Source organism: Mycoplana sp. 10N416 (assembly GCF_056394765.1).
The window spans coordinates 267,705-291,807 of the sequence record NZ_JBFTIM010000006.1 but is presented as its reverse complement, the minus strand read 5'-3'; the positions used below and the strand labels follow the sequence as shown (position 1 = coordinate 291,807).

The 24,103-nt window shown below is 63.0% G+C and carries 19 protein-coding genes; 7 read left to right on the top strand and 12 right to left on the bottom strand.

The annotated features are described in order from the left end of the window. Positions 1-46: 46 nt before the first annotated feature. The 4 genes from AC1DDS_RS14705 (at position 47) to AC1DDS_RS14690 (ending at position 5,293) form a co-directional block, all read left to right on the top strand. Positions 47-1,114, top strand: a complete 1,068-nt coding sequence (locus AC1DDS_RS14705) for a TRAP transporter substrate-binding protein (RefSeq protein WP_477479571.1) — start codon at positions 47-49, stop codon at positions 1,112-1,114. Between the two features lie 106 nt (positions 1,115-1,220). After that, positions 1,221-2,585, top strand: a complete 1,365-nt coding sequence (locus tag AC1DDS_RS14700) for a glutamine synthetase family protein (protein ID WP_477479669.1) — start codon at positions 1,221-1,223, stop codon at positions 2,583-2,585. Positions 2,586-2,765: 180 nt separating this feature from the next. Further along, on the top strand, positions 2,766-4,151 hold the full coding sequence (locus AC1DDS_RS14695; RefSeq protein ID WP_477479570.1) for an aldehyde dehydrogenase family protein: 1,386 nt from the start codon (positions 2,766-2,768) through the stop codon (positions 4,149-4,151). Further along, complete coding sequence (locus tag AC1DDS_RS14690; protein WP_477479569.1) at positions 4,148-5,293, top strand: iron-containing alcohol dehydrogenase; 1,146 nt, start codon at positions 4,148-4,150, stop codon at positions 5,291-5,293. The genes AC1DDS_RS14695 and AC1DDS_RS14690 overlap by 4 nt, the downstream gene beginning before the upstream one ends. Before the next feature lie 112 nt (positions 5,294-5,405). On the opposite strand, the gene AC1DDS_RS14685 is transcribed toward AC1DDS_RS14690, so the two are convergent. Next, on the bottom strand, positions 5,406-5,831 hold the full coding sequence (locus tag AC1DDS_RS14685) for a helix-turn-helix domain-containing protein (protein ID WP_477479568.1): 426 nt from the start codon (positions 5,829-5,831) through the stop codon (positions 5,406-5,408). A gap of 68 nt (positions 5,832-5,899) precedes the next feature. Here AC1DDS_RS14685 and AC1DDS_RS14680 point away from each other — a divergent pair, with 68 nt between their 5' ends. Next, a complete protein-coding gene (locus AC1DDS_RS14680) occupies positions 5,900-7,300 on the top strand; it encodes an MFS transporter (protein ID WP_477479567.1) in 1,401 nt (466 codons plus the stop codon). A gap of 136 nt (positions 7,301-7,436) precedes the next feature. Here AC1DDS_RS14680 and AC1DDS_RS14675 read toward each other — a convergent pair whose 3' ends face one another. From AC1DDS_RS14675 to AC1DDS_RS14635, 9 genes are all read right to left on the bottom strand, one after another. Further along, positions 7,437-8,960, bottom strand: a complete 1,524-nt coding sequence (locus AC1DDS_RS14675; RefSeq protein WP_477479566.1) for a methyl-accepting chemotaxis protein — start codon at positions 8,958-8,960, stop codon at positions 7,437-7,439. A gap of 345 nt (positions 8,961-9,305) precedes the next feature. Then, a complete protein-coding gene (locus tag AC1DDS_RS14670) occupies positions 9,306-10,016 on the bottom strand; it encodes an AAA family ATPase (RefSeq protein WP_477479565.1) in 711 nt (236 codons plus the stop codon). Positions 10,017-10,450: 434 nt separating this feature from the next. Beyond that, entirely contained in the window at positions 10,451-11,818 is a 1,368-nt protein-coding gene (locus AC1DDS_RS14665; RefSeq protein ID WP_477479668.1) for a L,D-transpeptidase family protein, read from the bottom strand. Positions 11,819-12,196: 378 nt separating this feature from the next. Continuing rightward, the gene (locus tag AC1DDS_RS14660) at positions 12,197-13,159 is read right to left on the bottom strand and encodes an ATP-binding cassette domain-containing protein (RefSeq protein WP_477479564.1); all 963 of its coding nucleotides are present in this window, start codon (positions 13,157-13,159) and stop codon (positions 12,197-12,199) included. Continuing rightward, complete coding sequence (locus AC1DDS_RS14655; protein ID WP_477479563.1) at positions 13,152-14,132, bottom strand: ABC transporter ATP-binding protein; 981 nt, start codon at positions 14,130-14,132, stop codon at positions 13,152-13,154. Before AC1DDS_RS14655 ends, AC1DDS_RS14660 begins: the two co-directional genes overlap by 8 nt. After that, positions 14,129-14,950: an ABC transporter permease gene (locus AC1DDS_RS14650; RefSeq protein ID WP_477479562.1), complete on the bottom strand. Its 822-nt coding sequence runs from the start codon at positions 14,948-14,950 to the stop codon at positions 14,129-14,131. Before AC1DDS_RS14650 ends, AC1DDS_RS14655 begins: the two co-directional genes overlap by 4 nt. 4 nt (positions 14,951-14,954) lie before the next feature. Continuing rightward, complete coding sequence (locus AC1DDS_RS14645) at positions 14,955-15,890, bottom strand: ABC transporter permease (protein ID WP_477479561.1); 936 nt, start codon at positions 15,888-15,890, stop codon at positions 14,955-14,957. 190 nt (positions 15,891-16,080) lie between these two features. After that, the gene (locus AC1DDS_RS14640; protein WP_477479560.1) at positions 16,081-17,676 is read right to left on the bottom strand and encodes an ABC transporter substrate-binding protein; all 1,596 of its coding nucleotides are present in this window, start codon (positions 17,674-17,676) and stop codon (positions 16,081-16,083) included. 64 nt (positions 17,677-17,740) lie between these two features. Beyond that, the gene (locus tag AC1DDS_RS14635) at positions 17,741-19,381 is read right to left on the bottom strand and encodes an amidohydrolase (RefSeq protein ID WP_477479559.1); all 1,641 of its coding nucleotides are present in this window, start codon (positions 19,379-19,381) and stop codon (positions 17,741-17,743) included. A 205-nt stretch (positions 19,382-19,586) separates the two neighbouring features. On the opposite strand from AC1DDS_RS14635, the gene AC1DDS_RS14630 reads away from it, so the two are divergent. After that, complete coding sequence (locus AC1DDS_RS14630) at positions 19,587-20,441, top strand: DUF4432 family protein (RefSeq protein ID WP_477479558.1); 855 nt, start codon at positions 19,587-19,589, stop codon at positions 20,439-20,441. 91 nt (positions 20,442-20,532) lie between these two features. Continuing rightward, on the top strand, positions 20,533-20,871 hold the full coding sequence (locus AC1DDS_RS14625) for a protein tyrosine phosphatase family protein (protein WP_477479557.1): 339 nt from the start codon (positions 20,533-20,535) through the stop codon (positions 20,869-20,871). Between the two features lie 297 nt (positions 20,872-21,168). On the opposite strand, the gene AC1DDS_RS14620 is transcribed toward AC1DDS_RS14625, so the two are convergent. Then, entirely contained in the window at positions 21,169-22,818 is a 1,650-nt protein-coding gene (locus tag AC1DDS_RS14620; protein ID WP_477479667.1) for a thiamine pyrophosphate-binding protein, read from the bottom strand. Positions 22,819-22,850: 32 nt separating this feature from the next. Continuing rightward, positions 22,851-24,059 carry a succinate--glutarate CoA-transferase gene (gene caiB / locus AC1DDS_RS14615; protein ID WP_477479666.1) on the bottom strand — a complete coding sequence of 403 codons (1,209 nt, stop codon included), beginning with the start codon at positions 24,057-24,059 and terminating at the stop codon, positions 22,851-22,853. Positions 24,060-24,103 lie beyond the last annotated feature (44 nt).

Below are 24,103 nucleotides of genomic sequence, written 5' to 3'. Positions count from 1 at the left end.
CCGCCGCAACCGAGTTGATTCAATTTACTTCGAGGGGGAATTTGAAATGACCGATACCAAATCCATGAACAAGCGCGAATTCCTGCGGAAGTCCGTCCTGACGGGCGCCGGCGCCGTCGGTGCGACTACGCTTGCCGCGCCCTATGTCAAGGCGCAAAGCCCGATCAAGTGGCGGCTCCAGACCTATGCCGGCCCGGCGTTGGCCGACCACGTCGTCAAGCCGGCGATCGATGCCTTCAACAAGGCCGCAAACGGCGAGATGGTCATCGAACTCTATACCGCCGACCAGCTCGTGCCGCAGGGCGAATTGTTCCGCGCCGTGCAGGCTGGCACGCTCGATGCCGCGCAGAGCGACGACGATTCCATGGCCTCGCCGGTCGATGTGTCGGTGTTTGGCGCCTATTTCCCGTTTGCCTCGCGCTACAGCCTCGACGTGCCGGTTCTGTGGAACTGGTACGGCCTGAAGGAGATCTGGGAGGAGGCCTATAACGAGGTTCCCGGCGTGACCTGGCTCAGTGCCGGCGCATGGGACCCCTGCAACTTCGCCACCACCAAGCCGATCCGCAGCCTTGAGGATCTGAAGGGGCTGCGTGTCTACACGTTCCCGACCGGCGGCCAGTTCATTTCGCGCCTCGGCGTCGTCCCGGTGACGCTGCCGTGGGAAGACATCGAAGTCGCCCTGCAGACCGGCGAGATCGACGGCATCGCCTGGTGCGGCGCGACCGAAATCTACAGCGTCGGCTGGGCGGAGGTAACCAAGTACTACCTCACCAACAACATCTCCGGCGCCTGGTCAGGCTCGTTCTTCGCCAACACCGAAAAGTGGAATGCGGTTCCCGATCATCTGAAGGAGATCTTCAGGCTGACGATGGATTCCTCGCACTACTATCGCCAGCATTGGTATTGGTGGGGCGAGGCGCATTACCGCACGACCGGCGGCAAGCTGGAACTCACCACGATCCCCGAGGCCGAGTGGAAGACCGTCGAGGACATGGCGCTTTCCTTCTGGGACGAGATCGCCGCCAAGAGCCCGCGCAACGCCAAGGTGGTGGAGATCCTGAAGAAGTACCAGGACACCATGCGCAACGCGGGCGCTCCGTATCGCTACGGCTGAGCCGGGGCGAAGCGCAAGCCGGCCGCTTCTGCGGCCTGAGGAGATCGAACCGGGCGGTGTCGCCCGGTTCGGCACGACAGCACAACTCCAGGACCGCCCGATGACCGTGACCTATAGTTTTGATGAGTTGAAGAAGGATGTGGCCGACGGCCGCATCGATACCGTTCTCGTGTGTCTCGTCGACATGCAGGGGCGCCTGATGGGCAAGCGCTTCCACGCCCAGTATTTCGTCGACGGCGGCCATGAGGAGACGCATAGCTGCAACTATCTGCTGGCGACCGACATCGAGATGGAAACCGTTCCCGGCTACCGCTCGACAAGCTGGGAGGCAGGCTACGGCGACTATACGATGAAGCCGGACCTTGCGACGCTGTGCAAGCTGCCCTGGCTCGACGGCACGGCGCTGGTGCTCTGCGACGTGCTCGACCACCGCACCCACAAGGACGTGCCCCACTCGCCGCGCGCGGTTCTGAAGAAGCAGGTAAAGCGCCTCGAAGCCCTGGGTTTCAAGCCGTTCATGGCGAGCGAGCTCGAATTCTACCTGTTCGACCAGACCTACGACGACGCCCGCGTGGGCGGCTATCGCGATCTCATCCCGGCCGGGGGCTACAACGAGGACTACCACATCTTCCAGACGACCAAGGAGGAGGATGTCATGCGGGCGCTGCGCAACGGCCTGCAGGGCGCCGGCATTCCGGTCGAGAATTCCAAGGGCGAGGCCTCGCCCGGCCAGGAGGAGATCAACGTCCGCTATGCCGAGGCCCTGACGATGGCCGACCGGCATTCGATCATCAAGAACGCCTGCAAGGAAATCGCCTGGCAGCGCGGCAAGTCCGTGACCTTCCTCGCCAAGTGGAACTACAACGCTGCCGGTTCCTCCTCGCATATCCATCAGTCGCTGTGGAGCGCGGACGGCAAGGAGCCGAAATTCTTCGACGGGGACGCCAAATACGGCATGTCGGACCTGATGCGGATGTATGTGGCGGGTCAGTTGGCCTATGCGAGCGAGATCACCTATTTCCTTGCGCCCTACATCAACTCCTACAAGCGCTTCGTCGCCGGCACCTTCGCGCCCACCAAGGCGATCTGGAGCAAGGACAACCGCACGGCCGGCTATCGCCTGTGCGGCGAGGGCACCAAGGGTATCCGCATCGAGTGCCGTGTCGGCGGCTCGGACCTCAACCCCTATCTTGCCATGGCAGCGCTGCTTGCGGCCGGCATCGCCGGCATCGAGCAGAAGCTGGAACTGGAAGCGCCCTTCGAGGGTGACGCCTATGGCGGCAAGGGCATCCGCGAGGTTCCGAAGACCCTGCGCGAGGCGACCGAGTTCATGACGACATCGAAGATGCTGCGCGAGGCCTTCGGCGAGGACGTCATCGACCACTACACCCGCACCGCCCGCTGGGAGCAGGAGGAATACGACCGGCGTGTGACGGACTGGGAGGTGGCGCGCGGCTTCGAGCGGGCCTAACAATTCTGTGGCTGACACTCGCTCTGGCCTTTTCCGCAAGCGCGGAGGTCAGGGCGGCTGTCGTTTGCCGGCGGGCCTGAAAGAATGTGGGTGCTCCTTGCACAACGCCAGATGATGGCGAATGGTGGCGTCGCAAGATGCCAAGACTGAATTTTTGATGCAACTGACAGGAAGACGATCATGACCGTGATCAAATGCATTTCACCCGTCGACGGTTCGGTCTATGCCGAGCGCCAGGCGATGCCGCTGGAGGCGGCGAAAGAGGTTGTCGCACGCGCCCGCAAGGCCCAGAAGGCCTGGGCGAAGCGGCCGCTGGAAGACCGCGTCCAACTCGTGCTGAAGGGCGTCGCCCGGCTGAACGAGATGAAGGACGACGTTGTCCCGGAACTGGCCTGGCAGATGGGCCGGCCTGTCCGCTATGGCGGTGAATTCAAGGGCTTCAACGAACGCTCGAACTACGTGGCCGAAATTGCCGGCTCGTCGCTCGCGCCGATCGTGATCGAGGAAAGCGCCAGCTTCGAGCGCCGCATCGAGCGCGAGCCGCACGGCGTCGTCTTCGTTATCGCGCCGTGGAACTATCCCTACATGACCGCGATCAACACGATCGCTCCGGCGCTGATGGCCGGCAATACCGTCATCATCAAGCATGCGGCGCAGACGCTGCTCGTCGGTGAGCGGATGGTGCGCGCCTTCGTCGAGGCGGGCGTACCGGACGATGTCTTCCAGAACATCTTCCTCGACCACGACACGACTTCGGCATTGCTCGCGGCCAAGAGCTTCGACTTCGTCAACTTCACCGGCTCGGTTCAGGGGGGGCGGGCGATCGAGCAGGCGGCCGCCGGTACCTTCACCCCGCTCGGCCTCGAACTCGGCGGCAAGGATCCCGGCTATGTGATGGAGGACGCCGATCTCGACGCCGCCGTCGATACGCTGATGGACGGCGCCACCTACAATTCCGGTCAGTGCTGCTGCGGCATCGAGCGGATCTATGTGCATGAATCGCTCTATGACGCGTTCGTCGAGAAGTCGGTCGCCTGGGTATCGAACTACAAGCTCGGCAACCCGCTCGACCCGGATACGACGCTCGGTCCGATGGCGAACAAGCGCTTTGCCGCTGTCGTTCGCGATCAGGTGGCCGATGCTGTTTCACGCGGCGCGAAGGCGCTGGTCGATCCGAAGCTGTTCCCGCAGGACGACGGCGGCGCCTATCTCGCCCCGCAGGTGCTCGTCAACGTCGACCACTCGATGCCCTTCATGAAGGAAGAAACCTTCGGCCCGGCCGTCGGCATCATGAAGGTCAGAAACGACGCCGAAGCGCTCGAACTGATGAACGACTGCCAGTACGGACTGACGGTCTCGCTCTGGACCAAGGATGCCGAGCGCGCCGCCCGCCTCGGCCGCGACCTGGAAACCGGCACGGTGTTCATGAACCGGGCCGACTACCTCGATCCGGCGCTGTGCTGGACCGGCGTCAAGGAGACCGGCCGTGGCGGCTCGCTCTCGGTCATCGGCTTCCACAACCTCACCCGCCCGAAGTCCTACCACCTCAGGAAAGCACTCGCATGAGCATCACCGCCAACTGGAGCTACCCGACCGCCATCAAGTTCGGGGCAGGGCGCATCAAGGAACTTGCCGATCACTGCAAGGCCGTCGGCATGAAGAAGCCGCTGCTGGTGACCGACCGCGGCCTTGCGCCGATGGCGATCACGCAGAACGCCCTCGACATCCTGGCGTCCGCCGGGCTCGGCCGGGCGATCTTCGCCGATGTCGATCCGAACCCGAACGACAAGAACCTCGCGGCCGGCGTGAAGGCGTTCAAGGACGGCGGCCATGACGGCGTCGTTGCCTTCGGCGGCGGTTCGGGTCTCGACCTCGGTAAGGCGGTCGCCTTCATGGCCGGGCAGACCCGCCCGGTCTGGGATTTCGAGGACATCGGCGACTGGTGGACCCGTGCCAACTCCGACGGCATCGCTCCGATCGTCGCCGTTCCGACGACGGCCGGCACCGGCTCCGAAGTCGGCCGCGCCTCGGTGATCACCAATTCCGAGACGCATACGAAGAAGGTGATCTTCCACCCGAAGTTCCTGCCGTCGGTGACGATCTGCGATCCGGAATTGACGGTCGGCATGCCGAAGGTGATTACCGCCGGCACCGGCATGGATGCCTTCGCCCACTGCCTGGAGGCCTACTGCTCGCCGTTCTACCATCCGATGAGCCAGGGGATCGCGCTGGAAGGCATGCGTCTGGTCAAGGAGTTCCTGCCGCGCGCCTACAAGGACGGCACCGACATCGAGGCCCGTGCCAACATGATGTCGGCCGCCGCCATGGGCGCCGTCGCCTTCCAGAAGGGCCTCGGCGCAATCCACTCGCTGTCGCATCCGGTAGGCGCCATCTACAACACGCACCATGGCATGACCAATGCGGTCGTGATGCCGCCGGTCCTGCGCTTCAATCGTCCGGCCATTGAAGGCAGGATCGCAGCCGCCGCCGCCTATCTTGGTATCGCCGGCGGTTTCGATGGTTTTTACGAGTACGTGCTTTCGCTGCGCTCCGAACTCGGCGTGCCGGACAAGCTGTCGGCACTCGGCGTCGGGACGGACCGGATCGATGAGATGAGCGAAATGGCGATCGTCGATCCGACCGCGGGTGGCAATCCGGTCGAACTGACGCTCGACGCGGCGAAAAGGCTCTTTGCCGAGTGCATCTGAGCCAAACGTGTTGATCATAAAGCCCGGCATCCCGATGCCGGGCTTTTTTGTAAGCAAGTGCCAGACCATGTGCACATGTTGAGATCGATCCCGCCGAAACGGCCCTCCACGGTCAGAATTTTGGATCGTCAGGCGCTCGCTGGGGGCGCGAATGCGACGCAACGCGCAACAGCCTGCGGAATTTCGGGCATTCCATGTGGTTTTCCGCCGGGCACTCAGCCGCATGGCGAAGCGCGTTTCTGAGCGTGGTCAGCTTGCGTATCTGAACATCGAGCTTGTCGGCACGGGCGCGTAGGGCTGTGCGCGGCAGATCGAGAACTCCATCCTTGCCGAACATATTCTTCATCTCGCCGAGGCTGAATCCTGCGGTCTTGCCAAGCGATATCAAGGCAAGCTGGGTCAGAGTCTCGCTCCCGTATTGGCGCCGCAACCCGTGCCGTGCCAGCGATTCGATCAGTCCGACCTCTTCGTAGTAGCGCAGCGTTGAGGGCGGTACGCCGCTGCGCTCCGACAGCACGCCGATATCGAGAAGTTTCATCCTTGACCTCAAGTCGACTTGAAGTGGCACTGTAGCCGGGACTCGAAAAAGCGACAAGAGGACGTCCCATGAATGCCGTGATCCGAACCAAGCCGAAACCATCCGCGCTCGCAGCACTTGCAGGGGCGATGCTGCTTGCCTCGCTCGGCGTCAGTATCGCCACGGTGGCGCTTCCAACGCTGACGAGGGAATTCTCCGCGCCGGTCGCGACCGTGCAGTGGATCGTTCTCGCCTATCTCATCGCGGTGACCGTGACGATCGTGCTGGCGGGGCGGCTTGGAGACCTGTTCGGGCAACGCCGCGTGCTGATCGCCGGGCTGGCACTGTTTGCAGTCGCCTCCGTGCTGTGCGCTGCAGCCCCCACGCTTGGACTGCTGATTGCAGGTCGCGCGATGCAGGGCATTGGCGGTGCCATCCTGATGGCGCTACCGCTTTCGCTCATTCGCGAAACGGTTTCGAGGGAACGCACCGGCTCGGCGATGGGGCTGCTTGGCACGATGTCGGCGATCGGAACCGCCCTTGGCCCTTCCCTGGGAGGCGTACTGATCGCCGGCTTCGGCTGGCGAGCGGCCTTCGTCGCGCTGGCCGGTGCCGGCTTTTTGGGGCTAGGCATCGCGTCGCGGGCTATCCCGCCGACACCCGTTCCAGAGCGCCAGGTGGAAGGACGGATGGATTGGCCCGGCGTCGCCTTGCTCACAGTAACCTTGATCCTTTATGGGCTCGCGACCGCCCGCGGAACCGCAGCAGTGATCCCAGGCGCTGGTATGCTCTTGCCCGCCGCAATCCTCGGGCTCGCGCTCTTCATTTTCGTCGAGATCCGGTCGGCTTCACCGCTGGTGCCCGTCTCGGTCCTGCTTGAACGGGCAACCGGGTCGGCGCTTGCGATGAACATTCTGGTCAGCACCGTCATGATGGCGACTTTGGTGGTAGGCCCGTTCTTTCTGTCTTTCAGCCTCGGCTTGAATGAGGCCGTGGTTGGCCTCGTCATGGCGATCGGACCTGTGACGGCAGCGTTGTCCGGTGTTCTGGCGGGACGCGTCACGGATCGGTTCGGTGCACGCTCCGTCCTGGCCGCCGGCCTCGTGGAGATGACCGTCGGCCTCGTCTGCCTGGCTGTCCTGCCGAGGTTCCTGGGTGTCGCGGGATTTGCAGCCTCCCTGATCGTCCTGACGCCAGGCTTTCAGTTGTTCCTGACGGCGAACAACACCTCCGTGATGGTCGCCGTACGGGACGACCAGCGCGGCCTGCTGTCCGGGTTGCTGGGCCTGTCGCGAAACCTGGGCTTCATGACGGGTGCCTCGGTGATGGCCACATTGTTCGCGGCCGCGGTCGGGTCAATCGACATCGTCGCGACGGCTCCGGACGTCATCGCAGACGCGTTCACGACGACGTTCCTGTCCGCCTCCGGTTTGACCTTGCTGGCGCTGATCGTTGCAATCGTCGGTCAACCCGCGACCGCGGAGGCCTAAAGCGTGTCGCGATCTTTCAGATTCGCCGCCACGCTTTAGATCCTTGTTCTTTCGCATGTCTTTGTCCCGAAAATGGTTCCCACTTTCCGGAGACATGCTTTAGCAGGCCATTGGCCGGCCAGTCCAACTCACCACGTTATGCGGCCCGGACATAGCCCTGGGCGGACGCTGCCGCCGCACGTCCGCTCGTGCGGAAGCTGCTGAGCTGGGCAGCGATCGACGCCGCTTCCTGCGTCAGTGCCTGGCTTGCAGCATTGGCCTGCTCGACCATGGAGGCGTTCTGCTGCGTGATCTGGTCCATTGCATTGATCGCCTGGTTGACGGCCTGCAGGCCGGTCGCCTGCTCGGCCGTGCTCGCCCGGATCGCCGAGAAGACCGAACTCACCTCGACCACCTGGCTGACGATCTGCCGCAGCGTGTCGGCGACCTCGTTGACTGATCGCACGCCGTCTTCGACCTGGCCGTGCGACTTAGCAATGAGCCCCTGGATATCCTTCGCGGCATCGGCGCAACGCTGCGCCAGCGCGCGAACTTCGGAGGCAACGACAGCAAAGCCCCGGCCAGCTTCGCCCGCGCGGGCGGCCTCGATCCCGGCATTCAGCGCCAACAGGTTGGTCTGGAAGGCGATTTCATCGATGACTTCGATGATGCTGGCGATGCTCGCCGAGGACTGCTGGATTTCCTGCATGGCGGTGATGGCCTGCTCGACCACCTCACCGCTGCGCTCGGCATTGCCGCGGGCGGCGGAAACGAGAGCATTTGCATCGTCCGCGCTCTTTGCGGTCTGGCGCACGGTGGTCGTGACCTCTTCGACTGCGGCCGCAGTCTCTTCGAGGTTGGCAGCCTGGCGCTCCGTGCGCTTTGCAAGATCGTCCGATGCCGCGGCGATCTCCTGGACGCTGATGTGAATCGAACCGGCACCGGCGTTGATGTTGCCGATCGCCTGGGAGAGAGCGACGGCCGCCTGGTTGAAGTCGTCCCGAAGCGTCTCGTAGGCTTCCGGCAACGCGCCTTCGATCCGTGCTGTGAGATCTCCGGCTGCGATGAGCTTCAATGCGGCACCGAAACTGTCGCTCACGATCTTGCGTTCCTCGGCAACAACCTGGGCCTGCACTTCCTTCTGCTTCGCCACATCGGACGCATCCATATAGACGGAGATCGACAGATCCATGTCGAGGAAGACAGCCTTGATCAGGCTGGACAGCTTTGCCGCCGCCGCCTCGGGAGAAACGTCCGGGCGGGAGAAGAAACCGGATTTCGGCCACATCTCCTTCAACGCCGCGGTCAGCAGATGCTCGACGACCAGCGCGTAGCCGCCGACATACCAGCGGGGTTCCAGGCCGATGCGGGCATGGACCTTGCCGATCGTGAGCACCTTGTTCGCATAGTCCGAATTGAAATCGCCGTTGGCGATGTTACCCCAGTGACCGAGTTGGGCTCCTTTGGCATGCGCGATGTGGCTATCGCTGGAGAACAGATGGCTGATTTCGGGACTCTTGCGCACGACAGCGTAGAACCGGTCGAGCGCTGGGCCCAGCTCCTTTTCCAGGAATGGCTTGAGGGTGCGCAGTTCTTTGCGGGCGCTTGCGTCGAGGCCTAGATAGTCCAGACGCCGCTCGAGATCATGGTTGTTGCTGGAAACGGAGGTAGCTGCGCTCATAGGGTATTTCCATGCCATTCGGTGTTTCGGAACGAAGCCCATTTTCGGAAACACCGCCCGCTCCGGCGGGAGCGATGAGCGGCCTTCGCGCCGTTCATGGCACAGCTCGGAGAAACAAATCCCCGGCCTGAAATTGGCTTTCGTCACCACCAGTAAACCCGGTTGGTAAACGCTTGGTTATGGGAAACGATGCAATCTGCATTTAAGGAAATGCAGTTATTCCGCGCTAAAGTTGCGCTTCGTCATTTCTGTGGGCCATCGTGGCAAAACCTCCGCCGGGGTTCTTACCCGAGCGGAGGCTATAATCCTGCGGACGAAGCTGCGGTCTTGATTTTCAGCAATCACTCACGCGGCGCGCGTGAGACGGTGGACGAGCCGGGAGGTCGACGGGCGCCGGGCAGGAACGCGACGGAGGACCTCTTCTGCCAGAAGACGCGCATTCTCACGGGCCTTGTCGAGGTTGGAGACCCGCAGCGGATCCATGGTCCGCAGCGTGCCGCCACAGTCGAAGATGTCACGGAAGGCGGCGCGCTCGGCGATGGTCGTGTCGAGAACGGCCACGCCGCGTTCGGTGAGAAGCTGCTTGATCGCCACCATGGCCCGGGTGGTGACGACGGCGCTCATGCGGGTCAGGACGACGGAGTGGTCAATGCGCACCCCGGCCCGCTGGTCCAGCTGCTGCAAAAGTTCGAGGATCTGCGCGCCACCATGCGCGTCCATCGCGCACCCCTGAATTGGAATCATGACATGGTCGGACAGACCGATCGCGGTCGCGACCAGCGCGTCGCGCGCGCCGGCGAGGTCAACGATGAAATAGTCCGTGTTGTCGCGGTTCTCGCGGATATGCGTCTGCAGCGACCCCATGGAGACTTCCGAAATCACATTAAGGTTGCGCTGCCTGCCCGACAGTTCGTGCCAACGAGTGATCCAGCGTTGCGGATCGGCGTCGAGAATGGTGACGCGGTGGCCCTGCGCGGCCAGTTCGGTGGCGAGGATGAGCGCTGCGGTGGTCTTTCCTGCTCCACCTTTGGCGTTGGCAAATGTGATTACCGGCATTTCGAATTCCTTATGTCCGTAACACGAGCCCCCATCGCCCTTTCACGGACGCGAAGCGGGATGGCGCCCGGTTAACCAATCCTTTCAGAAGATGGTTAATGAATTGCAAAGATGCGTTCGCGAACTTGGCGGGAGATAGACCGAAGACGCAGCTGGCGATCAGAACGCAAGTCATGGCTTCCACCAGCGGTGATGTCCGAAACGCGGCGCTTGAACCGCTTGAAGCGGTTTTGCAAGCCATAGCCAACCGTTGAGACGAAGGACTCGACGCCCCAAAAGTATCGCCGCTTGCGGACATACTTGTTGGTCACGAGCAAACGAATGCGACAGGCGGTCCTCAGATCTGGAGGTCCGCCATGTCGGTGGCGCTTGCGTGGGATTTGAAAAGGAGCCAGCCCAAATCGGGCCGTCGTAACTCGGTCCGCCGGCGGGGATCAGTCGACGAATTCGACGGTGACGCCCTGCGAGGTCATCTTCGCCAGTTCGGTTGCATCCCAGTTCGTCAAACGGATGCAGCCGTGGCTCTGGGTCTTGCCGATCTTGGAGGGCTCGGGCGTGCCGTGAATGCCGTAGGTCGGCTTCGATAGTGCAATCCAGATCGTTCCGACGGGGCCGTTTGGACCCGGCTGCAGGGTCAGGACCTTGTTGTTCTCGCCCTGCTGGAAGTTGATCTTCGGATTGTAGGTGTAGTTCGGATTGAAGGCGATGCGTTCCACCGTCACCGTGCCGGACGGGGAGGGGGTGTCGGCCGAGCCAATGCTGGCCGGATAGGCGGCGATCAGCGCGCCCGTCTCGTCGTAGGCGAGCAACTGCTTGCGTGCCTTGTCGGCGAGGATCTTCGCGACCTTCGCCTTCTTCGGCTGGCCGACATTGATCACCTTGACGAGCGTGCCGGGTATGGTGAAGTCGACGCCGGGGTTCATTTCCTTCAGATAGGCTTCGTCCATGTGGAAACGCTCTGCGAGCATCTCCACGGTCGAGGTGTAGGACAGCGCCGGTAGCGCAGCCTTGTGGGCGTAGTCGTCCGGGATCGACGCGACGTAGGGGCCGGCCGCATCCGCGGCGGTAATCTCGTAGGTCGTGAACGGCATGCCGCCGTTCAGATGAAGCTGCTCAAGGATCCAGTCCGTATCGTTTGGATCCAATGTCTGGCCAGTCGCCAGTTGCCAGGCTTCGATCGCCTTGGTGACGTTGGAGCCCTTCCTGCCGTCGATGACGCCGGGCGAGAAACCCTCGCGGTCAAGGAATACCTGCAGTGCGGTCACTTCCGCGGAGGTCTTCTTGCCGATCGGCGTGGCAGTCGGGAAGCGCGGGCCCGGGACCATCTCGGAGTCCATCGATCCGTCCGGGAGGGACGCCATGTCTTCGCCGCCCCAGCCGTCCGGCAGTTGTTCGCTGTCGGAATATCCATCGCCCGGCAACGGCTCGGGCAATTCTGAGCGATCGACTGCACCCGGCTCCCGGCTGCGGAAATCCGGAACCGAGCCGGTCGTCAGATCGTCGCCATATTCGTCCGGAGCAGGCGGGAAATAATCGCGTGACGTTTCCGGATAACCCTCCACCGGCCGATAGCGGTCACGGCGATAGTCGCGTGTGCCGTAGCGCGCGAAATAGCGCTCGGCTGGCATGACCGTGGCGATGAGGTTGCCCCAGGAATCGATGTAGACCTGCCGGCCCTGGCGGTCACGCGCCGCGCGCACGCTGCCATCGGCGGGAATGTAGTCCAGGAGGTCGCCCTCCGGCGTCACAAGCACTGCCCGTTCGCGCCGCAGGCCATACACATCCTGCGCGGCGGCGGGCACCGCAACGAGAAGCGTCGCTAGAGTGATCAGGGAAATGCTTGTTTTGAAAACGGAATTCACGGAATCTACCTGTGGTCAAAGCTGTTCCCGGGACGTGGCACCGAATTTCGACGTTAATATGGAAAAGGTGAAACGAGGGTTAATCGACTACTAACAATCGTATCACGTAACCGTGCCGACGTCCGATTCCGGTGAAAAAGGCGTTAGGGGCAGAAATACAACGTCGCCCAGTTATACCGGGTTCCCTGGGAGGAGAATGACGTGACTGCGTGGGCGCTGCTCCTCAAGAGAGAATCAGCGGCAACGTGTTCGCGGACACTGCGGAGCGGTCGGTAATTAGGCGCAGCCGCCGGATCAGCCGTGCAAACGATTCGATTGTCAGGACGCCGCAACCCGCACTTTGTGGCGCTCGCCGATCTCGACCAGTTCGGATGGCGCAGGCGCGCTGTAGACGTCGTGGCCGGTGAACGTGTCCGGGTAGAAGCGGGAGCCGGCCGGCGGTGACGGCGCGACGTCCTCGAGTGGCATTTCGTCGGCCACTTCCATGAAGGGGTCGGGAATCGCACTGATCAGGCGGCGGGTATAGGGGTGCGTCGGGTTGGTGAAAATCCTGTCCCACGATCCGAGCTCGACGATCTGCCCGAAGAACATCACGCCGACGCGATCGCTCATGTGCTCCACCACACTGAGATCATGGCTGATCATGATGTAGGAAAGCGACAGCTCTTCCTTCAACTCCAACAGCAGATTGATGATCTGGGCGCGGATCGAGACGTCGAGCGCGGACACGGGCTCATCGAGCACGATGATCTTCGGATTGAGCACAAGCGCGCGGGCAATGCCGATGCGCTGGCGCTGACCGCCGGAAAATTCGTGCGGCAACCGCTTCGCCTGTTCCGGCTTAAGCCCGACGTGGCGCAGGATTTCCTCGATGCGTCCGTCAAGCTCACTCCTGTTTGTCACTCCGTGCAATTTCAGCGGAGCGGCGAGCGACGTGTAGATCGTCTGCCGTGGGTTGAGCGAGGCATAGGGGTCCTGGAACACCATCTGCGCCATGCGCGCGCGCTCCAGCCGCGACGGCGGATTCTTGCCGGTGATCTCCTGGCCTTCGAAATAGATGGCGCCGGTCGTCGGTTTCTGCAGGCCGACGATGGAGAGGGCAAGCGTCGACTTGCCGCATCCGGATTCGCCGACGATCGACAGGCACTCGCCCTTCTTCAGCGTCAGATTGAGGTTGTTCACCGCATGCAGCACCTGCCGGCCACCGAAAAGACCGTTGCTTGCCGGAAAGTGGACGCTGAGGTCGTCGATGCGCAGAAGCGGTTCGGCGGAACTATTCATGGTGATGGCACCTGACAAAACCGTGGTGATCCAAGGGCGTCTGGTCGGGCTTCTGCGCGACGCAGATTTCGCTGGCGCGACCGCAGCGCGGCTCGAAACGGCAGCCGACCGGGAACGCCGTGATCGGCGGCACGATACCCTCGATCTCCTGGAGGCGCTTGCGTTCGTGCAGTTCGCGGGTGCCGAGGCGGGGCAGGGAGTTGAGCAGGCCCTTGGTGTAGGGGTGGCGCGGTTGCCGGAAGATGTCTGAGACGGGGCGCTCCTCGACGAGGTTGCCGGCATACATGATGCCGACCCGCTGGCACATCTTGGCGATGACACCCAGGTCATGGCTGATCATCAGAACCGCAGTGCCACGGGCAGTGCAAAGCTCCTGGATCAATTTGAGGATTTCCGCCTGGACCGTCACGTCGAGCGCCGTCGTGGGCTCGTCGGCGATCAGAAGGTCTGGATCGCAGGCGAGCGCAATCGCGATCATCACGCGCTGGCGCATGCCGCCGGACAGCTGATGCGGATAGGCCTTCGCACGCTTGTCCGGTGCCGGTACGTGGACGCTGGCAAGAGCCTCCACCGCCTTCTTGTCGGCCTCTGCCCAGGTGGCACCCTGATGCAGCACGAACATCTCGGCGATCTGCCGGCCGACCGGGGACAGCGGGTTCAGCGCCGTCATCGGCTCCTGGAAGATCATCGCGATGCGGCTGCCGCGCAGCCGGCGCATGGCGCGCTTTGGCAAGGTGCGCAGGTCCTGGCCGTCGAACCGGATGACGCCGCTGGAGACGGCCAGTGGCGCCTTCAAAAGGCCGATCATCGACAGCGCGGTGATGCTCTTGCCGCAGCCGCTTTCGCCGACCAGGCCGAAGGTCTCGCCGCGCCCGATCGAAAAGGAGACGTTTTCCACGACGTTCAGCCGCCGTCTTCCGGCCAGCATGTCGATGTTGAGGTCGCTGACCTCAAGAAGCGGGGTACTGCTCATGCGCGACGCGTCCTCATGTGGGGATCAAGGATGTCGCGAAGGCCGTCGCCGAGCAAGTTGAGCCCGAGCACGGTCACGAAGATCGCTATGCCCGGAAAGATCGCCGCCCATGGCGCCAGAACGATCAGATTGCGCGCATCGGTCAGCATGCCGCCCCAGCTCGGCAACGGCGGGCGAATGCCGAGGCCCAGATAGGAGAGTGCTGCTTCCGCGAGGATGGCGTCGCCCATGCCGAGCGTGCCGATGACGAGAATCGGCCCGATCATGTTGGGCACGATCTGCGTCACCATGAGGCGCACGTCGCTGTAGCCGAGCGTCTTGGCCGCCTGCACGTAGCCCTGCTTCTTCAAGGACAACGCCGAACTGCGGGCGATGCGGCAGGTCCACGACCAGTTGGTCAGGCCGAGCGCGATCAGCAGGCTGCCAAGCCCCGGCCCGAGGATGGCCATGATCGCAAGCGCGAAGATCAGCGAGGGGATCGCCAACATCAGGTTGGTGAGGCCGGAAACGAAATCGTCCCACCAGCCGCCGAAATAGCCGGCCGAGACGCCGAGTGCCAGGCCGATCGCGGTGTTGATCAGCTGTGAGCCGATGCCCACAGTGAGCGAGACGCGGGCGCCATGGAGGACCCGGCTAAAAATGTCGCGGCCCTGCGCGTCCGTTCCGAACCAGAAGGTCGGGTCGGGCGGCAGTTCTGCGTTCATGAGGTCGGCGTCGGCGACCGGATCGAAATGAGCCAGCCACGGTGCGAAGATCGCGGCGGTAATGATGATCAGACAGAGCAGTGCCCCTATGGCGAGGTTGAATCGCAATCGCATGTGTCTACTCGTGGCTGATGCGGGGGTCGATGATGGCGTAGAGGATGTCGACCGCCGTGTTGATGAAGAGGAACCACAGGACGATCACCAGAATACAGCCCTGGACGACCGGGATGTCGCGCAATGCCACGCTGTCGATCAGAAGCGACCCCATGCCTGGCCAGGAAAACAGCTTCTCGATCACCACCGCCTGGCCCATCATCGAACCGAACTGCAGGCCGATCGTGGTGATGATCAGCACGAGGGCATTGCGCAGGACATGCCCCTGGACCAGACGGAAACTGCTCACGCCCTTGGAGCGGGCGGTGCGCACATAGTCGGCGCTCATTACCTCGAGAACGGCGGCGCGCGTGGTGCGGGCGAGAAGCGCCAGCGGGGCTACACCGAGCGTCAGCGCCGGCAGGATCAGGTTGCGCAGACCGCCGTCGCCGTAGCCGAAACTCGGCAACCAGCCAAGCGTCAGCGCGAACAGATACATGAAGAGAAGGCCAAGCCAAAACTGCGGCAGCGACAGGCCGGAAATCGCGCTGATCATGGTCAGGCTGTCGAACAGGCTGCCGGGCCTGAGTGCTGCGACGAAACCGAGCGGAACGCCGACGACGACCGCCACCAGCATGGCTGCGAAGGCCAGTTTCAGCGTCGCCCACATGCGTTCGTTGATCATCGTAATGACCGGCTGGCGGGTGCGGAAGGACGTGTCGAGATCGAACTGCGCCAGCTTCCAGATATACTTGCCGAACCGGACATGGACCGGTTGGTCGAGGCCGAACTCCTGGTTCATCTTTTCGACCAGCTTGGGGTCGTTGGCGCCGCGGCCATCGGCAATCATGCTGGAGGCGATGCTGCCGGGCACGACACTGAAGATCACAAAGATCAGCAGAGATACCGCGACGACCGTCGGGATCATCTGCAGAAGGCGGCGCAGGGCGAAACGTAGCACCGGGGATTCTCCTCCGCCTGCGATGCAGAAGGGCGGCTGTCCGGCGAGCCGGAAAGCCCTGTCCTTGCATCGGGGGGTTTCATGGACACCGATGGCGGTGCCTGGACCGGTTGCGCTCCGGAGGAGTCGCGACGGTGCAGGCACCGGATGCCGGAGCGCATTGCACCGGCATCCGACTTTTCAGCCTTGCTTACCGGGCCGGTACGGTGTCGTCGACCCAGAGCTGTTCATAAGCCTGGATCGCCATTTCCTGCGAGTTGGGCTGCACGCCATGCAGCCACGGCTGATAGGCCATGACCGCCTTGTTGTAGTTGAAGAACCACACAGGCGCTTCTTCCTGCAGCAGATTGTTGGCCTGGCGCAGCAGGTCGTTCTTTTCGTCTTCAGTCTTGGCGCTGGTCGCCGCTTCGAACAGCTTGTCGAAGTCGGCGTTGTTGAACTTCTCATAGTTGCACGAGGACTGCGGCGTCTTGGAGTAGAAGCAGCGCAGCGCCGTCAGCGAGTCCGGCCCGCTTTCCGACGACCACATGAAGGCCTGGAAATCGCCGCCCGGCACCGCCTCGGAAAGAACCGAGCTCTCCACCGGCTTGGCCTTGACCTTGATGCCGACCTTTTCGAGCATCGGAATGATCGCCTCGACAATGGTCAGGCCCCAGCTTTCGTTCTGGGTGGCGGTCAGCTCGAACTCGAAGCCATCGGCATAGCCGGCTTCTGCCAGCAGTGCCTTGGCCTTTTCAGGATCGTACGGGTAAGGCTTGGCGTCCTTGTCATAGGCGGGCGACGATGTCGGCAGCCAGCCGGAGGCGCGATAAGCCTTTTCCTTCGCCAACCGCTTGATGATCAGGTCGGAATCGATCGCGTAGTTGATCGCCTGGCGCACGCGCTTGTCCTGGAACGGCTTGAAATCGGCGCTCAAGCCGACATAGCGGGTATAGACTTCCGCGACTTCCATGATGTTCTTCGACAGTTCCGGATCTGCCTTGTAGGCGACATATTGCGCCGGGCCGAGAACTGAGACGTCGACTTCCTTGCTGCGGAACGCCACGTCGCGGGCAGCCGCATCCTCCATGATCATGATATTGACTTTGTCGGCGTAAGGCTTGCCCTTTTCGTAGTACTGGTCGTTCTTCACGACGGTAAGGCGAGATCCCGGCACGTACTCGGAGAATTTGTAGGGGCCAAGGCCGACCGGCTGGGTGAAGTAACCGTCCTTCTCCGCCGCGCCGACGGGGTAGATCGCGGTGTAATTGGGCATGAACTGGAAGCCAGGGTTGATCGGTGCGGATAGCGTGATTTCCAGCGTGAAATCGTCGATCTTCTTCAGGCCGGAAATTTCCTTGGCCTTGCCTTCATTGTATTCGTCCGCGCCCTTGATGACTCTGATGTACTGCGCCGCCGGGAAGGGCTTCGCCGGATCCATGATGCGGGTATAGCTGTAGATGATGTCGTCGGCAGTCATCTGCTTGCCGTCGTGGAAGAAGGCGTCCTGGCGCAGTTTGTAGGTGTAGGTCAGCTTGTCGTCCGACATCGAAACGTCGGTCGCCAGCGACAACTCAGGCTTGTTCTCGTTGGCGTTCCATTGGTAAAGCGAGCGGTGGATGCCCTTGGCCCAGAACTCGTCCTGAACCTGCGCGGAGGCATGGATGTCCAGTGACGAGAAGCTGGAGCCGTAAGGCGCCACGAAGTTGATCGTTCCGCCCGCGCGCGGCTCTTCGGCCGAGGCGATCGAAGCGACACCTGAAAGCAAGGCTGTGGCCAACGCTGCCACCAATGCAATTCTCTTCATGTTTTAGTTCCCTCTCTTTTCTAATTGGAATGGCGTCAGTCTCTATCGTTATTGATACCTGTCGTTATTGCTGCGCATCTCTTGCGAACACCACTTCGCCGCCCCGGATGGTGAGGTTGCACTGGGTGTCGTTCAGAATTTCTTCCGCTGTGGCGGTCAGCATATTACGGGAGAATACCGCGATATCGGCGACCTGCCCGGGGACCAGCTTGCCCTTAACGTTTTCGAGCTTCTGCGAAAACGCGCCGTATTCCGTGTAGACCTGTAGCGCCTCTTCGATCGTCACCCGCTCGCGGGCATCCATCACCGTGCCCTTGCCGGTCTTGCGCGTCAGCATGCTGTAGATGTTCGGGAACGGATTGGGGTGGCAGACCGGCGAATCGCTGCCCGTCGCTGGCTTGAACCCCAGCTCTTTCCAGGTTTTCAACGGATAACTGGGGATCGCCCGCTCCTCGCCGAGCACCTTGATGTAGGCGTCGCCGAAATCATAGATGAACACCTGCTGGGGGCAGGGGTAGATCCCGGCCTTGACCATGCGCTGGTGCTGGGCATCGGTGGAGAAACCGCAATGCTCGATGCGGTGGCGCCGATCGGCGTCCGGCATCGCCGCCAGTGCCTTCTCGTAAGCGGTGATCAACTGCTCGATGGCAGCGTCGCCGATCGCATGGCAGGCGAGCTGGTAGCCTTTGCCATGGGCATCGAACACCAGAGCCTCGAGTTCCGCGTCGGAAAGGATCTGCACGCCGGTGGTGTTGTCGTCGCCGAGATAGGGCTTTGTCATCCAGGCGGTGCGGCCGCCCGCCGAGCCGTCGAGGAAAAGCTTGACCGCCCCGATGGTCAGCATGTCGTCGCCGACGCCGGAAACGAGGCCCGCCTCATGGCATTGCGGCACGATGGAAACACCGGGATCGCCAAGCAGCACCAGCCAGGCGCGCACGGGCAGCTTGCCGCGCAGCTTGGCAAGATTGTAGGCGCGGATCTCGTCGAAGCCCGACAGCATGCCGACAGCCGCGTCCATGACGCTGGTGATGCCGTAGGACAGCAGCATGTTGCCGGCGGCGTCGATCGCGTCGATCATCTCTTCGGTCGAAGCCTTCGGTATCGCCGCGCGCACCAGCCCTTGTGCGGTCTCTGCCACCATGCCGGTCAGCACGCCGTTTTTCTGCTCGAGCAGCCCGCCTTCCGGCACCGGCGTCGCCTCGTCGATGCCAGCGAGCTTGAACGCAGCCGTGTTGAAGATCGACACATGGCCGCAGGCGCGCGTCACCATTACCGGGTGTTCGGGCGCGACCGCATCCAGTTCGGATTTGTGCGGATGACGGCCAATATCGAGTTTCGTCTGGTCGTAGCCGCGCGCCCGGATCCAGGTGCCCGGCGGCGTCTTTGCCGCCTGTTCCTTGATTGCCCGCAACAGGCTATCGAGCGTCGGCGCGGCTGCCGGCGTCGCATCGATCCAGTTGAGTGTAAGGCCGATGGAGATGAGGTGGAGGTGGGCGTCGTTCAGGCCGGGTGTGGCAAACTGGCCCTGCAGGTCGATGAGCTTTGTGCGTTCACCCTTCAGCGACAGGACCTCGTCGTTCGAACCCGCGGCGAGAACCTTGTTCTCCCAGATCGCCAACGCCTCGGTCGTGCCTTCGTCGAGGCCACGCCAGATGACACCGTTATACAGAATCGTGTCTGCCTGAATCTGCGAACTCTCTGCCACGCGCTGAACCCCCTCCCAAGAGCACATTATTTCAGCGAGCCTTCCATCAAAAACAGGGGCAATCAAGTGTTTGCCTATGCAATCTTTTCCGTTTCCCATGCAATTTTTGCATAACGCCGGCGGCCTTACGGGTGCGCCGCCAAAATCGATTCCGGTTCCGTCGAGCGTGCGCTAGCATGCGCGCAAACCGAATCCGGGAGACCCCATGACCCTCGCTTTGACCGCAGAAAACGGCGTGCATAGTTTCGATATCGCACTCGACTCCCAGTCCGCACTCGACCTGCGCGAGGCCATCTTTCGCGGCATCAATCTGGCGCCCGGTTCGGCGATCCCGTCGGATGGCGACCCGCGCATCGACCGGGCACTGCCCGGGTTCATGTTCACGTGCGGTCCCGACCACATACGCCACCCGGAGGCGGTCGAGGACGCGGCAGACGGCAGGCGCTATCCGCTGCACGGATCGCTGTCGTCCCATCCGGCCAAGGACATCTTCTTTGAGGAAGATGAGAGCGAGGTCGTCTGCTCGGCGCGCGTGCCGATGAAGCTTGCTAACGGCGAGACGGCGGAACTGCAGCGACGCTGGCGGGCCGATCGCCAGACCGGCCTGATCACCCTCGAGGACGACGTCACCAACACCGGCATTCGCCCATGGCCGCCGGTAGCGATGTACCATGTCAATTTCAACACCCGCCTCTTCGACGAAACCACGCGCCTGACCGGGGCGATGCTGGAAGGCGGAAGCCTGCCGTGGCGGTTCGGTGACGGCGACATGCGGATCTTCTGCGTCTCTACAACGGAGACTGCGGAGAATGGCTGGGCCGTCATCGCGATCGGCCCGATGGCCTCGCTCGGCGGACGCAGCCTGCACCTGCGCTTCCGCGTCGACACGCTGCCTTACCTGCAGGTCTGGCGGAACCAGTCTCCGGGTTGTCATGTGATGGGACTGGAGCCGGTGTCTCATCGGCTCGCGGGACGGAACGAACTCATCGCGTCCGGCGAGATGGCGGACTTCAGGCCCGGAGAGACGGTCGACTACGGCCTGTCGTTCGAGTTGCGATAGGCTCGAACAAAGATCGACTTCGTCGCCGATTGACGCCCGGGTCGGGCGCACCTAAATCGAAGGCCACACGTTTTCACGAAGGGCACGCATCATGGATATCCGCGCGATCAACGACGAATACTCGGTTTCCGGCCAGATCACCGTCGAGGATCTGGACGAGGTCAAGGCGCTGGGCTTCAAGTCGATCGTCTGCCATCGGCCGGACCATGAGGCGCCCGACCAGCCGGAGTTCGCGACCATCGCGGCACGGGCAAAGGAACTGGGCATCGACATGGCCCATGTGCCGGTGGGATCGATGGGGGTGACGGCCGACGCCGTGCGCGACATGGTCGATGCGTTGGACGAACTTCCGCGGCCGATGCTCGGCTATTGCCGCTCCGGCGCCCGCTCGACGAACATCTACGCCCAGACGCAGCATATCCGCGGCTGAGGTCGGCAAGACACGAACGGATAACACCGCGCTTGCCGAGATGGTCGCGCGGCGTTCAAATTGGCTGACATCCCCACTTCGCCCTTTTGCTAGGGCAGCGGGCCGTCATGCCGGATTTGATCCGGCAGCCAGCGCGCTCAAGTCTTTCAGCGAAAAGGACACTCTCGCGCCGCAGACGCGGCGCGGCTAGATCCCGGATCAGGTCCGGGGTGACGAAGCGTGGAGCCTCGCGAATAGGCAGTAGTCTGAATGCCGCACGTCCGATCTCAAGGACGTGCGGCATTGTTTTTTAAGCGCTTAACGACCATCCCTGATCTGCGAGAGCGTGCGTGCCGGGGTGATCGCTTCTGGATCGAGCTTGACCTCGATGATCGACGGCTTGCCGCTCGACCGCGCCCGCAGGAAGGCGGCAGCGAACTCCTCGGTCCTGGTGACCGTTTCACCATGGCCGCCAAAGGATATGGCGTATGCCGCAAAATCCGGATTGGTCAGGTCGGTGGCGCTGACGCGGCCCGGGTAGTCCCGTTCCTGGTGCATACGAATCGTGCCGTAGATGCCGTTGTTGACGACGACGGTGATGATCGGAAGACGATAACGCACGGCTGTCGCGAATTCCTGCCCGTGCATGAGGAAGCAGCCGTCACCGGCAAAGCAGATGACCTCCCGCTGCGGGAACAGTTGCTTGGCAGCCACCGCCGCCGGCAGGCCGTAGCCCATCGAGCCCGAGGTCGGCGCCGCTTGCGTGGCAAAGCGCCGGAAGCGGTGGAACCGGTGCACCCAGGTGGCGTAGTTGCCGGCACCGTTGGTGAAGATCGCATCCGCCGGCACGTTCTCCTCGAGCCAGGTCATGATCGGCCCCATCTGCACGTCACCGGGGCCGGAGGCCGGCGGTGTCGACCAGGCGAGATAGGACGCGTGCATCGCCTTCGTCCGCTCCGCCCAGCGCGGCGGGGAGGCGGGGGCGAGATCGGCGAGGCTGGCGACGAAGTCCGAAGCGCTGGCGCAGATCGCAAGCTCCGGCCGGTAGACGCGGCCGAGTTCGGAGGCATCGGGATGGACATGCACCAGCGTCTGCTTCGGGTAGGGGCTGTCGAGCAGCGTGTAGCCCGAGGACGGCATCTCCGAATAGCGGCCACCGAGCATGAGGACGAGGTCCGCCTCGCGGATCTCCTTGCCGAGCGCCGGGTTGACGCCGATGCCGGAGTCGCCCGCATAGTTCGGGTGCAGGTGGTCGAACAGCATCTGCCGACGGAACGAGCAGGCGACCGGCAGCGCCCAGCGCTCGGCAAAGGCGGCGATGCCGGCGACGCTCTCCTCGTTCCAGCGCGTGCCGCCGAGGACGACGACCGGCCGCTCGGCCTTTTCCAGCAGCGACTGCAACTGGGCGATCTGCTTCGGGCCGGGATGGGCCTCGACCGGCGTGTAGGGGATTGCAACCGGCGCCTCGACCGTCTCGGTCAGGATATCCTCCGGCAGCGCCAGCACCACGGGCCCCGGCCGTCCCGAGGTCGCGACCGCGAAGGCGCGGGTGACGAATTCAGGGATGCGCTTCGGATCGTCGATTTCGGCTACCCACTTGGCAACCTCGGTGAAGGCGCGGCGGTATTCGATCTCCTGGAAGGCCTCGCGCTCGCGGGCCTCGCGCTGGACCTGGCCGATGAAGAGGATCATCGGGATCGAATCCTGCCTGGCGATATGGAGGCCGGCAGAGGCGTTGGTGGCGCCGGGGCCGCGCGTGACCATGCAGATGCCAGGCTCGCCGGTCAGCCGACCCCAGCAGTCGGCCATCATGGCCGCGCCGCCTTCCTGGCGGCAGACGAGCACGTCGATGTCGGTGTCATGCAGGGCATCGAGTACCGCGAGGTAGCTTTCGCCGGGCACGCAGGAGATGCGGCGGACGCCGTTGGCGACGAGGGCATCGACGATCAGTTGTCCACCGGTTCTCATGGTTTTTCCCTGTGTGCTCATTGCGGTGTTTGTCATGCGGATTTCCTCCCGGCTTCCAGTTTCTGGAGTTCGGCCAAAATCTCGTCGGTGTGTTCGCCGAGCCGCGGGCTCGGGTGTTCATAGGCAAGCGGCGTTTCGGAAAAGACGATCGGCGTGCGCACGCTCGGGATGCGGTTGCCGTCGCGATCTGGCAGGTCCAGTCGCATTCCACGCGCCTTGATCTGCGGGTCGTCGAAGGTTTCCGCGATCGAGTTGATCGGGCCGGCCGGTACGCCGTTCTCTTCGCAGGCGGCCAGAAGGTCGGACTTCATCCATTTGCGGCTGCGCTCGAGGATCAGCGGACGAAGTTCCCCGCGGAACTTGACCCGCGACTTGTTGGTGGCGAAGCGCTCGTCGGAGGCGAGATCGGCCATGCCGAGCAACGCGCAGAACCGCTGGAACTGGCCGTCGTTGCCGATCGCGAGGATCATGTGGCCATCCGCGGTTTCGATCACCTCGTAAGGGGTGATGTTCGGATGGGCGTTGCCGAGGCGGGTGGGAGCGGTGCCGGAAACCAGATAGTTCATGTTCTGGTTCGCCATGACGGCCGACTGCACGTCGAGCAGCGCCATGTCGATCTGCTGGCCCTTGCCCGTCTTCATCACATGGATAAGCGCGGCCTGGATGGCCGTTACCGCGTAGATGCCTGTGAAAATATCGGCAATCGCTACGCCCGCCTTCATCGGTTCGCCATCCGGCGCGCCGGTCACCGACATGAAGCCGGACATGCCCTGGACGATGTAGTCGTAGCCGGCACGGGCGGCATAGGGGCCGTCCTGGCCGAAGCCGGTGATGGAGCAATAGACGAGTTTCGGATTTTCCGGTGCGAGGCTCTTGTAGTCGAGGCCATATTTCTCAAGCCCGCCGACCTTGAAGTTCTCGATCACGACATCGGCTGTGCGCACCAGCCGGTGGACGATTTCCTGGCCTTCTTTCGTCCGGAAGTCGACGGTGATCGAGCGCTTGTTGCGGTTGGTGGAGTGGTAGTAGGCGGCGGACAGGTTCTCGCCGTCCTTGCCGGTCACGAAGGGAGGCCCCCAGGCGCGGGTGTCGTCGCCGCCTTCGGGATTCTCGACCTTGATCACGTCCGCGCCGAGGTCGGCGAGCATCTGTCCGGCCCAGGGACCGGCGAGCACGCGCGCGAGCTCGATGACCCGGATTCCGGCAAGCGGCAAGTTCTTGTTGTCCATCGTTTCCTCCATGCCGACACCGTTCGTCGTCAACGGCAATCTATCCTCGGCAATGG